The 14781-nt window shown below is 40.3% G+C and carries 11 protein-coding genes; 6 read left to right on the forward strand and 5 right to left on the reverse strand.

From position 1 onward, the window contains the following. Positions 1-462: 462 nt before the first annotated feature. The 5 genes from JMY00_RS03025 to JMY00_RS03045 form a co-directional block, all read right to left on the reverse strand. Positions 463-2727, reverse strand: a complete 2265-nt coding sequence (locus tag JMY00_RS03025) for a YfjI family protein (protein ID WP_201579082.1) — start codon at positions 2725-2727, stop codon at positions 463-465. Continuing rightward, a complete protein-coding gene (locus JMY00_RS03030; protein WP_201556004.1) occupies positions 2714-3247 on the reverse strand; it encodes a KilA-N domain-containing protein in 534 nt (177 codons plus the stop codon). The genes JMY00_RS03025 and JMY00_RS03030 overlap by 14 nt, the downstream gene beginning before the upstream one ends. A gap of 2 nt (positions 3248-3249) precedes the next feature. Continuing rightward, entirely contained in the window at positions 3250-3480 is a 231-nt protein-coding gene (locus tag JMY00_RS03035; protein WP_201556002.1) for an AlpA family phage regulatory protein, read from the reverse strand. Between the two features lie 646 nt (positions 3481-4126). Beyond that, positions 4127-5449: an integrase arm-type DNA-binding domain-containing protein gene (locus tag JMY00_RS03040; protein ID WP_201556000.1), complete on the reverse strand. Its 1323-nt coding sequence runs from the start codon at positions 5447-5449 to the stop codon at positions 4127-4129. Between the two features lie 290 nt (positions 5450-5739). Continuing rightward, the gene (locus JMY00_RS03045; RefSeq protein ID WP_201572470.1) at positions 5740-5985 is read right to left on the reverse strand and encodes a hypothetical protein; all 246 of its coding nucleotides are present in this window, start codon (positions 5983-5985) and stop codon (positions 5740-5742) included. Between the two features lie 506 nt (positions 5986-6491). Between JMY00_RS03045 and dinB the strand changes: the two genes are divergently transcribed. From dinB to truA, 6 genes are all read left to right on the forward strand, one after another. Beyond that, the gene (gene dinB, locus JMY00_RS03050; protein ID WP_201579083.1) at positions 6492-7577 is read left to right on the forward strand and encodes a DNA polymerase IV; all 1086 of its coding nucleotides are present in this window, start codon (positions 6492-6494) and stop codon (positions 7575-7577) included. A gap of 170 nt (positions 7578-7747) precedes the next feature. Continuing rightward, positions 7748-8950: a tRNA preQ1(34) S-adenosylmethionine ribosyltransferase-isomerase QueA gene (gene queA / locus JMY00_RS03055; protein WP_201579084.1), complete on the forward strand. Its 1203-nt coding sequence runs from the start codon at positions 7748-7750 to the stop codon at positions 8948-8950. Between the two features lie 110 nt (positions 8951-9060). After that, complete coding sequence (locus JMY00_RS03060) at positions 9061-10818, forward strand: peptigoglycan-binding protein LysM (protein ID WP_201579085.1); 1758 nt, start codon at positions 9061-9063, stop codon at positions 10816-10818. 51 nt (positions 10819-10869) lie between these two features. Beyond that, positions 10870-12525, forward strand: a complete 1656-nt coding sequence (locus tag JMY00_RS03065) for a FimV/HubP family polar landmark protein (protein ID WP_201579086.1) — start codon at positions 10870-10872, stop codon at positions 12523-12525. Between the two features lie 162 nt (positions 12526-12687). Beyond that, a complete protein-coding gene (locus JMY00_RS03070) occupies positions 12688-13788 on the forward strand; it encodes an asparaginase (protein ID WP_201579087.1) in 1101 nt (366 codons plus the stop codon). Positions 13789-13831: 43 nt separating this feature from the next. Then, complete coding sequence (truA, locus tag JMY00_RS03075; RefSeq protein ID WP_191115040.1) at positions 13832-14665, forward strand: tRNA pseudouridine(38-40) synthase TruA; 834 nt, start codon at positions 13832-13834, stop codon at positions 14663-14665. Positions 14666-14781: the final 116 nt, after the last annotated feature.

Below are 14781 nucleotides of genomic sequence, written 5' to 3' on the forward strand. Positions count from 1 at the left end.
TAACTCAACAACCAGTTTCTGCTTCTTCTTGCTTCTATTTCCTTCCTCTGATTCCGCTGTATCTATTATCAGTTAAGCGACTGCCATGATTCATATATTATGAAAAAGACAATTTTTGCTTCCTAATTTCTTTGCTTCCATGGTTTTAATTCCAAATATACAGTGTTAAAGATAGTAAATGATGACAGTTAGAAGGGGTAATCCAAGTTTGGATTAGGGTCTGATTCTCAATAAGTTTGTATGCTGATAAATATACTGCTCTCAAGAGAAAAGGCAGACGATAAACGCCTGCCTTTTATAGTTTTCATGCATTAGATAGTAATCAGATTCGCCAGCTTTTTGAATTAACAATCAAAGATCTACTATGATACTGACAAAACTGACGATACTATAAGATCTGCATAAAAAAAAGACGCTATTTTTTAATAATGCCAGAATACAGCACTGACAAAACCGACGATACTATAAAAGCTCACTTATTCGGGGATTAATATAGTAGCGCTCTGTTGGTCGACCTCCTTTACCAGTACTTGGCACTACCTGCCAGCTTAGCCAATTATTTTCGATCAATACTTCAAGCGAATTGAGTACGTCATCAGCATCATTTAGACCTTTCCAACCTTTGCGGATTAGTTGCCTAGCCGTAAAGCCGTGACTGATCCAATCGGTTGTGTCGGTTTTGTCAGCTCCCTTTTTGACCATTTTCATTATTTTATCGGCTAAATAAGAGGCTTTGATATTAGCGCTATCGGTGACAGTGCTATATATTCTCATCATGTGACTTTCTAACACCTCACACCATGCTAGCGCTGCTCTGAGTGCGTTCATGTTGACTGCACCTGAAGACGTACCATGTTCGATACAATCGACTAGATGAAACACTAGCGCTAATGACGGCACTGTTTTAGCATATTTGATAAGATGCTCAGCTATGATGCTATGTTCAGCGTCACCAGCTCTGAGTTTAAGCGCATCATACCAACTCATAAACAATTGATAGGCATCATCAGCAAAGCGGTAATAAGGGCGCTTGTGATAGTCATCAATCGGGTTTGCACCATAGCGCATGAAGTCGCCTAGCTGCATACTGTCGATGGTTTCAAACAAATTATAGATAGCATCACGACTCTGCTTGTCAGGTGGCAAGTCACGCTCTTTACTGTTTGACAGTGGGTCAGGATAAACCATCAGCTGAAAGCGTTGAATAAGCCCATCATTGCCTAAACCTTTCATCGTTTTAGATAAATAATACTCAAGTTTATCAGGCTGAATACCGCCTATAACCGATAGACAATGAGTGTCGATAAAAACTGAGCCTCTGCCTATTCTATCGACTTGAAAACTACCTAAGCCATTAAAGCCCTCAAGATAGAATGATCGCGCTTGTTGATTGCTCTCACTCTCTAATGAAGCAAACCATGCTGTTAGCTCGTCACGCTTCACCAGCATACCGTTTTTGTGTTTGCTCTCAAGCTCTCCTATACCCTCAATCGTACCGTCATCAGTCAAGTAACGCTTAATCTCAGGTATCAGCTCATCACTTTGTTTGGCTTCTGCCAGCTCTTGCGCTTTGACCTTTAGGTCGTCTTGGCTGATTTCAGCATCGTCATCAGTTTGGTTAGCTAACTTCTTAGCAAGGTCACTGAGTTGCTTCTCAGCTGCTTTTGTCATGTGCTTGTTTAGCTCTTTTTGGGTGTCATGCTCGAGCTTGTCCTCCTTGTACTTGTCTGAAGCCAGTGCGACTAAATGCGATATAGGCTTCAATCCATCAGATAATGACGGTGATTTCTTACTTGATGGGTTACCAATGATTGCACCATAAAAGTTCGGTACTACCTCCCAGTTATCGTACATCTTAGGGTAGATGCTCAATTTTGAGCCTATCAAGCTGCCTAACGATACCATCAAAGGCATGAGTACATATTCAATCGGTACGCTCAAGCGCTCAGCACTGTTTGACGCATAATCCCATAGCAGTTTTGGCATCATGTCGCTTGTCAGCGTCTTAACTGGTGGTAAGGTTTGGCTAATCGGTTTGGGCTTTGGTTTGCCTAATGCTTGCAAGTCGATAACCTCAGCATCAGCGATCAAGTCATCATAATCAGCATCAAACTCAAGCGCGTCATAAATGAGCGTATGCTCACAAATAATGGCTTCAACATTCACGCCTTTAAGCGGTGTTATGACTTTGGCCTTGTGCTGTGAAGTGGTCATGATGGTTACTTGCTGCACCTCTGCAAAATGTTTCACCGTCTGATTAAATAAACTAGGTATAAGACAAGTGAGTACCGTCACATCAATCTCTAGCTTGCGATAAGCGTTATAACATCGCACTGCCTCAGCCAAGTCAGCTATGACTATCCATTTACTCTCTTTACTCATTGAGCCAATGACAAACGCGCTTGATGTATTGGTATCACAGATGAAAGTGCGTCCGTTGTGCTCAAGCGGTATGCTGGCAAGATTAATTTGCTCAGCTTGGTTATTGAGCATAACCAGCCCTATCGTATTGGTTGTATAGAGCTGTTTTACTCCTGCCAGCGATCCCGTAAATATGGTAATATCTCTATCTAGATAAATGACTGAGTTTAATGATCCATTGCTTAGTATGCTTTCTAATGCGTCATGACCTGCTACATCTGCAAATGTGGCGAGTCTAATATCTGCAATATATTGAGACAGGCCTGTGTTAATAGCATGGGTTTTGTTGTCTTTAAGCATCGTCATTTATATAGCCTCCTGCATCATCAAGCTCATATGCATTATCAAAGTTAAAGCTAAGCTGTATCTTCTTAAGTGTGACATCAATCTGCTTTTTTAATTCAGGCTTTATCTGCTTACCCAAAATATTCAGATATCGACCTGCATTACTTGCGCCCTCAGATGCTCTTGTAAAATCAGTACATAATTGACTGAGTTTTATATCAAGTTGACTCTGCTCAATACTCATAGAGTGAAATGCACGAATAACTATCAAAGCAAATTTTGCATTTATCCATATTGCATAACTATAAACAAGCTCAAAGCAAACATAAGTACCTTGAGTATTCATCTTATAAGCGTTGCCAGTTCGACCGCTCACCACATCTGGTGAACGCTCTATTTCTTTTATCAAAGCTTTTGTGCTTGTAAGTCGCATAAACCTAAAAGGTGAGTACTTATTCTCACCTCCGCTAGCTCTGTGTAAGTCATTTAGTGAATATAAGCTGTCTATCATACGTATTTCATTATTTAGGATAATCAACATGATTACACCTCACTATCATTGGCAGCGCTCTGAGCTTCAAGCCACAAAATCACGTCTTTGTTACGCCATGCGGTGATACCACCAGTGACACGGATGGGCTTCGGAAACTGCCCACTTTTAGCAAACTTCCATAAGCTGGCGCGTCCGAATGGTAGTAGAGGCAAAATATCTTTGGCACGTGATAAGCCTTGCGGCGGTAGGATGTGATTTTGTTCTAAATTTTTATCTTTCATGGGGTGACTCTCTTAATATAATTTAATAACTTACGTGCCAGCCACAAATAAAAAGGTATAAGAGACCTACTCCGCCTCGATATGATTGAAGCAGAATAAAGGTAAACCGATATTTTTTGTAAGCGACTGAACGCCATATTGGACGTATGATTACGTCATTAAGAGAGGGGAAATGATACCTATTAGGGATATTTAGCAGTTGCCAAAGAGAAACTGTCTTGGCATTATAGGTGTGTATTTATTATAAATAAATAATAAATACCTAAACCTACTAAAGACAAATCCCTGATATAGCTCTTCCCTCTCTTTTTTGGTGATTGGTTATGTCATGGTTTTACTCCTCTTTGTTGGTTCTCATAAAATAGGTGGGCGGTAAGTTGCTCTCTAGTCGCCAAACTTATCAAGCGACTTATCCGCTCCACTCTATTCACTTTTCAATACCTATATCTATTCATACTATGCATGAATATTCATAAGAATAGCGCCCTGTACTAATTAAGACTAATTTACATTGTTTTAGGCTAAATTTCTATTGTACTCAAGGTAGTAACTCACTCCAAATTATCGAAACTCTATATGCAGTAAGCATTAGGCAAGCAAAAAAATATGAAAAATAATTTTTTCGGTGTTTGAAAAGTAATTTTTATCATACATTTTTGATATCATTTTGCTTGAGTTTAGATATTGTTATCAGGTTATCTGCTTCACCAGTGCCAGCAGAAAGAGTATTTATATAATCTGCCCAATGCTGCATCATTGCTACTCGCTCCTCTATAAACTCCCATCTATCATAAGCAGTACCGTTTGGGTCTCTAGTGATATGTCCTAATGCCTGTTCGATTACATCTAAATTATATTTAAGCTTATGCCTAAGCATTGTTCTAGCAGATGCTCTAAAGCCATGAGCGCAATGCTTACCTTGGTAGCCCAGAGACTTTAGTGCGTCGTTAGCGGCATTCTCATTTATTATATGGTGCTTAGTTGCCGTATCGCTATAAAACACATAATCTGTATGGCCTGTGATTTTTTCTTGCTCTTTAAATATTTGCACCGCTTGACGTGACAAAGGAACTATCATATCTTTAACCATTCTTAGCTTACTAGCGCCGTGTCCTTTCATTGGTGTTAACTCTATTTGAGCAGTAATTAAGTCCACTTCACCCCATTTTAAGCGCCGCAAGTCACCGTTACGTATAAATAGCAGTGATAACAGCTTGATGGAGTTCAGAACACTGTCATGAATATTCCCCTCTAAACTATCAATATCCCGCATCAGCTGACCGAACTCTGATGGTGTGGTAATAGATGGACGGTTGCCGTATCTGTAGCTATCTAGCATCGGTTTGACTAGTCTTGCTGGATCACTAGCAGCATAACCTTGTATGATTGCGTGATTAAATATATCGCTTGCAATAACAGCACACCTATCTGCTTTGTCAGTTGGTGTGCCATCATCTTTGAGTGAGTTCGCTTGAATGTCTTTAAGTACCTCAAGCATCTGTAATGGCTCAATATCTCCGATAGGCTTATCACCCAGGTATGAGCACAACAGTTCATAGCGCCCATGCTTGCGCTTTAATGTGGTGGCTTTTTGTTTGTTTTTAAGTTGCTCGAAGTGTTGCCACGCCATTTTTCCAAAGGTACTGACTAGGCTTTTTTGTTCGTTTCTGATTTGCTGCTCACGATGGGCTTTTGGATCGATACCTTGCTGTAACAGCTGCTCATACTCTAAACGCATCGCAGTAGCTTGCGCTAAAGTGACACTTGGATAATTGCCCAAAGATAATTTGTGTTTGGTTTTAAGTATAGGATGGGTGTAGCGATACAGCCAAAGCTTTGAGCCTGCGGCGTTCACTCTCAAAAATAACTTAGGATTGCCTGCGACTTTACACAGTATTTCGCCCTTATCAGGCGCAACTATGCTTTGAATGGTTCTATTTGACTTGATAGTAACTGATGTGGTTGTCATGCTGAAATGTGCCCCCAAGCTTGTCGTGTACATCGGAGTGTACACCATGACGTTAGCTTGGGACGTATTTATTTGGACTGATTTAGACAGCAGCCAATTAAAAATAACCTTGAAAACCTTGATAATAAAGACTTCCAGTCTATATTTTAGATTGTTACAGATTGTTATGGACAATTAGTCGATATATATATGGTTCCGACCACTGGTACCATTATTTAGTACAAACTAGCCTCCTTTATCGGAGGTTTTTTTGTGCTTATTATATTCGCCCTATCAAACTCTTAATTTATTTATATCGATACTTCAAATGGCATGACAGCGCTTATCTTAATCGGTACCGCATAACTCCATGGCATGCCAGCACTACAATAAAAATATCCATCATTAAACGACACAATATAGGCTGTAAAATCATTACCACACTGATCCATCATCGCTTGTTCATCGCTTTCATCACACACTGCGCACCATATTTTTTTATCACCCCGCGCTAGCATTGCTCGTGTCAAATCGCTCCCTTTTAATTCATGACTCATCATCAGCTCCTTAATTATCTTGAACTTTCTCATTACTATTTTTTTAGAAAGTTAATTTACCAGTACTCAATTCATAAGTTTGGTATGAGCTATAAACAATGTCTTATCAGGTAAATAAAATTCCTATAAAAAACTATTTATTACTTTCATAACTATTGATTATCGTGGTTAATATATTGTAAAACGATAGCATTAGAACTGTAACATACAACTATAATATTCATGATGGAAGGCTATTATATTCAGACAGGCGGTATGGAAAATCTGAAAAACTTAAGGTATGTACCATACAGAACATCTATTAGTAAACATATGTTAACTATATTTAATTTATTAGTATTTTAACGCCATATATATCTGACTATTAACCTTACACTATATTTAATTATTGATATATAAATTATTCGCATATTGCCATATTTTTATGGTTCTATATTCGAAAAACCCCTTTACCGTTTAATAATCGATACTGAAATAAAAGTATTGAGTGATGTAAAATATTAATAATGAAAACTCTTACAGCATCCAATCCACGTAAAATCATTCATATAGATATGGATGCGTTTTATGCCAGTGTAGAACAACGTGACTTCCCAGAATTACGGGGCAAGCCACTAGTGGTTGGTGGAGATCCAAATGGTCGCGGTGTTGTAGCAGCGGCTAGCTATGAGGTACGTCAGTTTGGGGTGCGCTCAGCCATGTCTTGTTATGAGGCTCGCAAACGTTGTCCAGAAGTCATATTTGTCAGACCACGTTTTGAAGTATATCGAGCTGTTAGCAGCGATATTCGCAATATCATGTACAGCTTAACGCCTCATGTTGAGCCATTATCGCTAGATGAGGCTTATCTCGAAGTCACTGGTCTCACCGTACATAAAGGCTCAGCGACATTAATGGCCAATTGGTTAAGAGCACAAATATTGCAACATACAGGATTGACTGCTTCTGCTGGCGTGTCCTTTAACAAGATGTTGGCTAAGATTGCCTCTGATATTAATAAGCCTAACGGCACCGCTATTATCACGCCAGAAGACGCTGATGCTTTTATCAGTACGCTACCTATTGAACGATTTCATGGGATAGGTAAAGCAACGGCAAGACGATTACATGCGATGGGCGTGACTAACGGTGCTGATCTACGCCGTATGTCAGCCGAAGTCTTGATTAATGAGTTTGGTAAGCGAGGACAGTTTTATCATGATATCGCTCATGGTCGGGATGAACGCGCTGTCAAATCTGAGCGCCTGCATAAGTCTGTTGGTTCGGAGACTACTTTTAGAGAAAACCTAAACGATGACACGGCGTTACGTGTACAAATCTATGAACAAAATGCGGATGCCTTCGCGCAACTGCACAAAAAAAATCTCATCGCTCATACTATAACGCTCAAGGTTAAGTATGCCGACTTTACTCAGATTACCCGTACGTACACGCTAACCACCGCTTTTAGTAGTGCTGAATCTGCTCATTACTGGTTAGACAAGTTATTCTTAGATATTCCGCGCCAGCTTCCTATTCGATTAGTCGGGGTCACTTTTTCGTCATTGACACCTGCAACCCAATTATTGCCCCAATTAAATTTATTTGAGTAAAATAAGCAAAGACTAATGTAACAAACATTAGGACAGTTAAAAATAATTGCTTAGGCTATTTAAGTGATTCAAATAAGTTTTGTGCACGGTGACTACTTAGTAAACCAACCTTTTATAGCAGTATTTCTGCTACAATTATGCCAAAATTTCTATCCATTTAAAGACTGATTATGATCAACGCTCACACTGCATCTTCCGATTCTAATACTCCGCTTGATACCGATAACAATAGTGACGTCTTAGATTATCTAAGCGTGGAAGATTACGACTATGACCTACCAGATCGTTTGATTGCGCGATATCCATTGGCACAGCGTTCTGCTTCAAAACTTTTGTACTTACCTGCTCACACTGACACGAATGCTACGCCTGTAAAGGACTGTTTGTTTTCTGAATTGCCTGATTTATTAGACGCTGGAGACCTGATTGTCTTTAATGATACAAAGGTAATGAAGGCACGCCTATTTGGTCAAAAAGACACTGGCGGTAAACTTGAGGTTTTGATTGAGCGATTGGTTACTGTCTCAGACTTAGATGTAGCAACACTGCATTTAGAAGATTCAGATAATGAGTCAGTCAATCAAGAATATATTGCCCTTTGCCATGTTAAAGCCAGTAAAGCACTGAAACTTGGTCAACGTTTTCAACTGGCTGATGGTCATATGAGTGGCGCGATGATTGGTCGTCAGGACAACTTGTTTATTTTAGCCTTTGATGCGCCAATATTGCCTGATTTAGAACTCTACGGTGAGTTACCTATCCCGCCTTACTTTGAACGTCATGCCGATGACACTGATAATACTCGTTATCAAACGGTGTTTCATGATCCCGCTAAGCTTGCAAGTGTCGCTGCACCGACAGCAAGTTTGCATTTCGATGAATTGGTGCTCAATAAATTGGCAGAAAAAGGCATCAATACTGCTTTTGTGACATTGCATGTTGGCGCTGGTACTTTTGCGCCAGTTAAAACAGACAACTTACTCAATCATACTATGCACAGTGAGTATGCACATCTGCCACAAGCAACTGCTGAGCTGATTAATCAGACGCATGCAAACGGTAATAAGGTTATTGCTATTGGTACTACGGTGACTCGCGTCCTTGAAACGGCGTATCAAAAAACAGCTATTAATGGACAAGCACTCTCTAGCTGGTCAGGGGACACGGACATCTTTATTTATCCAGGGTTTAAATTCGGTGTCATTGATCGACTGTTAACAAACTTTCATTTACCCAAATCGACTTTGCTAATGTTGGTATCAGCTTTTTCTGGAAAAGCATCGATTGAACATGCCTATCAACATGCTATTGAAAAAGAATATCGATTCTTTAGCTATGGCGATGCGATGTTACTTGACAAGAAAACAAGCTGAACATTAAATAAACATTTATGCATTGGACGCAACAGTTGTGAAATAAACTGGTAAACTAAACCGTACTTTGTTATAACAGCAAAGATAACTTATTTTGTAAAGGACTGCTCATGTCTTGTCATTTATCTCGTCGCTTGACTCCTGTACATCGCGCGGTATCGATGGCATTACTTTATTCTGTAGGTTTGGCCGCTATTATTCCAAGCGCACAAGCGGCAACTATCGGTAAGACAGTGGTTAGCTCAGCTCAGCATGAACCGTTGAGCGCAAGTATCGTGGTCACCGACATACGAGCGGCTGATTTTTCAGCGAGCTTGGCCAATCCAGTTATCTATCAGCAGATGGGATTAACGCCGACCGATTCAATGCAAGTGCGCTTTCAAGCAACTTCAGCGACCAGTGGTCAGGTATTAATCAGCACATCGCAGCCTGTGTCCAAGCCCTTTGCTGATTTGGTGTTATCGATCAATGATAATGGGCAGCAAAATGTCGTACCAAAAACATTATTAATGCCGTTAAGCGATAGTCTACCGATTAATAAGACTCCAGAAAACATTGTCAAAGGTACAAAAAAACCTAATTTACCTAGTGTTTCTGCAAGCACAGTTAAACCGTTAACCGTAAGAAAAGGTGCACCGCCGCCGCTAATATCAGTATCTAACGCTGCTGCAAATAAACCAGCTCTAGCAAACATAGCAACAGTTGACTCTTCTATTTCTAGATCAGTGTCTAACATACAAGCTCCGACAGTGACAGCTACTTCGCAGACTAGCAACCTTACTTACGCGCCTAGTCGTCTTGATAATGGGCTCTTAAATAGCGACTCTGATATAAAAAATGCTAGCAGTAATGCAAAGAAAACTGATAACGGCCTTAGTTCAGCGAACCGTTTAGATAGCAGTTTCTTAAATGCAAATAACAACACTGAAACTACGAAAGCTGTCATCAATGACAGCGATAAGGCAAGTATTAAAAATACTCTAATCTTAGATAAAGTATTGATTGATAAACCACTCGATACTCTAAATATTCAAGTCACACGGCAGATACAGCCGAGTCGTAAAAAAACAGATGCTGACACATCACCCGTATCTACTCCGACTACTAGCATCATCGCAAGCAATACTGAGAAAAATGATACTAGCGTCTTGGCGGCTTCTATTGACAATACAACGTCGAGAACTCCTAACAGCGCTACCAATAATGTACCTTCAAATGATAGAGCAACAGATAGCTCGACAATCAATCAATACCAAGTACAACGTAACGATAGCCTATGGATTATTGCTCAGCAGATCGCGCAAGAAAACAATCTAGATACTTCCATCGTGATGAAGCAAATTCAATCACAAAACCCTGATGCTTTTATCAATAAAGACGCAGATCAATTAAAAGCAGATGCTAAGCTTATTTTGCCTAGTTATGATGTTATACCATCACAGAAAAATCTAGAAGCGGCCATCGATGCACAAAGACAGTATATTCGCAGAGCAAATACAGCGGCGGTGCAAAAAACAGCTCAAAGACCTTTTAAAAAACCTTCTATAAGTACGCAAGCGGCCAAACGCCCTGAAAAAGCCACGACAACTAAAACACAAACCTTATCAAAAGCACAATTTTCTGTGCTTGCGCCCGGGCGAGATGGCAATGCAGATGGCACTCAAGCAAAAGCGGCATCAAACACAGGGAATGGTTTGAGTACAGATATATTAGCGACACTCAAAGCATCGCGGCAACAAGCAGCATCACAGGCCCAACGTTTATCAAGTACCAGTAGCACTCTTAGTAGTTATACTAAAAAAATTCAATTACAAAACCAAAAATTGGCTGAGCTGCAGGCTCGTCTCGAAAAATTACGCAATCAATAATTGCCTAACTGATTCATACATTAGATTGTGATCACAGGCGTAGGAATAACTATGGACAATATGCTATATATCATCGCCGGATTGGCGCTTATTCTGTTAGTGGCTGCTTTATTCTTGCGCAAAAATAAGGCGCAGAAATCGTCATCACCTTCGCCTATTAATGCAAGAAAAGATACGCCTACTCCATCACCAAAAGTAGATTATGGTACTCCTACCCACACTAATATCAGCAATAGCCATAAATTTGACCATATCACTATTGCTCAGCGTTTTATGGATCAGCAGCGCTATGACAAGGCGATCGAAACCATTAAACGTGGTCTAAGTGAAAAACCTCATAACAGTGCATTGTCTCTTAAACTACTCAGCATATACGCGACGATAAATCAGCCAGAAGATTTTAATAATATTTATGAGTCTATAAGAAATCATAACGACAGTCAGACTATCGCTCAAGCAGACGAGATAAGAAATCTATCGTTTGATGAATTAGAACCTGCCGCTGCGCAAACACTGGCAACGGACAATGCCAAAGATGATTTTGACGCTATCGACTTCGATTTGCCTATTAGTCAGAATGATAGTACTAATACAGTAGATCACCAGTCAATTGAAGAAAGTAATAACGATACTGCAATAAATGAACCTATCGACAGCTTAGAGTTATCAGACAAAGTCGATAATGTTAGTTCTATTACCGAAAATCCGAATGATAGCTTTGATCTGACTCTCAGCGATTTAGAGAACGATTTCGCTGCGCCTAATATGACAAGTGAAACGCCTGTCATACCGTTAGACAATGTAGATAACGACGTTTTAGAGAGCTCTGCTAACGATAATGTTAGTAATAACGAAGATAACGATCTTAGTGACTTTGAGTTTGATTCATTTGATGATACTTCGAATGAATCATCTATAGACACTAACCTCTCACATGATGACCATGAGAAAGCAGTACCAGAAGAAGATTTTATCTTAGATTTCGATGATTTAGCAGCCGATACAGACAAAGACAACGTCGTCACTAATGACATATCTATGAATTCAGAACCACACTCTATTGATACTATTCAAAACAGTGAAGATGACTTTACTTTATCTTTGGGCAGTCTAGATACATCAGATGACATCGATAATGTTTCTAATGATGACCTATCTACGACTGAAAACGACAATGATTTCGACAATTTTATTCTGGAAAATGCTGATTTTGGAAACAATACTCCTGAGAGCATGACCCTTGAAGAAGGCAACTTTGCAAATATTAATCTCGAGGAACCATTACTCAATGATGATATCGAGGTTAAGGATGTTAGCGTTGTTGAAGAATCGAATATCGCACCTGCTGCACCATTGAGATTTGACGACAATACACTGATAGACGATGATTTTAATATTGACGATGCTGATTCTCTATTTGACACTCCGTCGACCACTACCCCAGTCTCTACAGCTGCACCAGTTGAGAGTGACACTCCTATTACGCCTCAAGAGACTGAGTCAGCAGAAGATTTCTCATCACGTTTCGCAGCAGATTTTGATTTCGTAAAGTCATTAGACAGTAATCAAGTGACGTTAGACTTGGCAGATCAATATCTGCAACTGGGTGAATATGACAGTGCAAAGCGTCTACTCAATGAGGTGATAGCTCAAGGTAATAGTGAACAGAAACAGCAAGCACAGTTACTACTTGAACGTACTGCGTAGTTAATAGTCTAGTCTCTTATCAGCAAGTACTTCCTAATCACGGGATGCTTGCTGATTTTTTTGCATTTAACTCTAATACTATCTATTATTGAACCCTTTAGCCATCGTTGCTCCATCCTCTAGCACCTCTTTTCTTCCATACTTGTTTACTGTGTTGATACTATGCCATCTTCTGTTATGCTCAAAAATCTATCCGATCCTATTCAACTGATTTATGCTGGTGGTACCTTTGGTAGCTACGGCAGACCTTTAGCGCCATTATCAGCAGAAGTGTTTTTGCCTACTCTACAGAATCTTTTGTCTGCACAAGACAGTACGAATAACTTACCGACAGTCTCATGGTTAGAAAACACCCTGATCAAAGACAGCAGCCAACTTACTCCTAGCGACTTTACCCATTTCTATCAACTACTACTGAATGCTTATACCAAAGGTGATAGAAGGTTTTTACTCATCACTGGCACGGATACGTTGAGTTACTTAGGCGCATTTTTAGCAGAAGCGTTTGCAGGTAGTGATATTTGTATTGTTCTGACCGCAAGTATGCGTCCATTATTAGACAGTGAGATATTGCATTCCTATAACGTCGACGAACATAGCGATGCTTGGGGCAATCTAAACGACTCGTTAAAACTAGCCGCTGCTGGTGAATCAGGCGTGAAGGTTAGTTTTGGCGGGGAAGCATGGCCTGCTCAAACGGTACAAAAAATTCACAGCCATGATCTGATGGCATTTACTGGTCATTTTCGCGCCGCTTATCCAGCCAATAGCTATATAAAAAACCTACCTGACACGCGTAGGCAACATTGGCTTGATGATCAACAAGACTTGCTATCCAGTATTCAAACACGCGCTGAAAACGCGAGTGTTCATGCGCTGTATTGCCTACCTAACGATGTTTCAATAATAAACGACCAGCTACAAGCTTTATTGTCGCAGCCACCATGTGGCATTATTCTATTAGGGTTTGGCGCCGGTAACATCCCTTATTCAGCTGTACTAGTAGAGACACTGACCCTTGCACATGAGCGTGGACATATGGTGATATCAGCCAGTCAATGCCCGTTTGGCGGCGTCAGCGATAGTTATGCGGCAGGTAGTTGGCAGTACGCGCATCATGTCATTGCTGGTGGACGTTTGACCATACCTGCTATTTATGCCCGGTTACTATGGTTGCTACTTCGCTATGATAGTCCTGCCAGACGCAGACAGCGTTGGTTGAATAATGTCAATCAAACTGGTACTAGCATCAAAAAGCGATAAGCGGCTTTTAATTAATCCCCATTTTATAAGTTTAGAAACCCTAATGTCTGAGACTGAAATTATCGAAACTGAACCAACCTACACTTTAGCGATTGCTATTGAGTTCTTAGGAACTCATTATCATGGCTGGCAACGGCAACGAGAGGTTTTGGGTGTACAAGAAGCCTTAGAGACAGCTATCGGCAAAGTTGCCAATGAGCCTGTAGAGGTCATCGCAGCTGGGCGTACTGATGCTAGCGTCCATGCAAGCAATATGATTGCCCATTTTACGACTCATGCGTATCGCCCAACTCATAACTGGTTACGCGGTGTAAATAGCCTACTTCCCGATGATATTGCTCTACGCTGGATACAACCCATGCCAGCTGACTTTCATGCGCGTTTTGGTGCTATTGCTCGTCGCTATCGTTATATTACGCTCAACCAAGCACAGCGCCCCGCCATACTAAATCATCAAGTAACTCATATCTATGAGCCGCTTGATTTGAAAGCCATGCAGCAAGCAGCAGCTGATATCGTCGGTACACACGATTTTAGCAGTTATCGTGCTGCGGCCTGTCAATCTAATCAGCCAGTGCGCACGATTAGCCATGCTAACCTTTTTGCTCATGGTCAATTTATCGTTTTTGATATACAAGCAGATGGGTTTTTACATCATATGGTTCGCAATTTGATGGGCACATTGTATGCCATTGGTAGACACGAGCTAGAGCCAGCAGATTTCTTAAATATTCTACATAAAAAAGATCGAACGATTGCACCGCCCACCGCTTCAGGTGATGGATTGTATTTTATCAATGCCTATTATCCTGAACGTTTTCAAAGCTTATTACCAGATGCACCATTAACGCCTGTCTGGTTAAATCTACCTGATTAAATCAATATCATTTGGCATACATATCACTTACATGCTGTCAAGTCAAAAGCAGGTTCGTATTGCTTTAATCCGCTAACTTACGTATAATATGGGCTTATTTTTTAATTGATTGATAC

It is taken from the genome of Psychrobacter sp. Pi2-52 (assembly GCF_904846705.1).
In the GTDB taxonomy this organism is placed as follows: Bacteria; Pseudomonadota; Gammaproteobacteria; order Pseudomonadales; family Moraxellaceae; genus Psychrobacter.

Excerpts from the sequence above, each read along its gene's own strand:
- JMY00_RS03025 (WP_201579082.1), bottom strand. The coding sequence starts at position 2,727 with ATGACGATGCTTAAAGACAACAAAACCCATGCTATTAACACAGGCCTG.
- JMY00_RS03030 (WP_201556004.1), bottom strand. The coding sequence starts at position 3,247 with ATGTTGATTATCCTAAATAATGAAATACGTATGATAGACAGCTTATAT.
- JMY00_RS03035 (WP_201556002.1), bottom strand. The coding sequence starts at position 3,480 with ATGAAAGATAAAAATTTAGAACAAAATCACATCCTACCGCCGCAAGGC.
- JMY00_RS03040 (WP_201556000.1), bottom strand. The coding sequence starts at position 5,449 with ATGACAACCACATCAGTTACTATCAAGTCAAATAGAACCATTCAAAGC.
- JMY00_RS03045 (WP_201572470.1), bottom strand. The coding sequence starts at position 5,985 with ATGAGTCATGAATTAAAAGGGAGCGATTTGACACGAGCAATGCTAGCG.
- dinB (WP_201579083.1), top strand. The coding sequence starts at position 6,492 with ATGAAAACTCTTACAGCATCCAATCCACGTAAAATCATTCATATAGAT.
- queA (WP_201579084.1), top strand. The coding sequence starts at position 7,748 with ATGATCAACGCTCACACTGCATCTTCCGATTCTAATACTCCGCTTGAT.
- JMY00_RS03060 (WP_201579085.1), top strand. The coding sequence starts at position 9,061 with ATGTCTTGTCATTTATCTCGTCGCTTGACTCCTGTACATCGCGCGGTA.
- JMY00_RS03065 (WP_201579086.1), top strand. The coding sequence starts at position 10,870 with ATGGACAATATGCTATATATCATCGCCGGATTGGCGCTTATTCTGTTA.
- JMY00_RS03070 (WP_201579087.1), top strand. The coding sequence starts at position 12,688 with ATGCCATCTTCTGTTATGCTCAAAAATCTATCCGATCCTATTCAACTG.
- truA (WP_191115040.1), top strand. The coding sequence starts at position 13,832 with ATGTCTGAGACTGAAATTATCGAAACTGAACCAACCTACACTTTAGCG.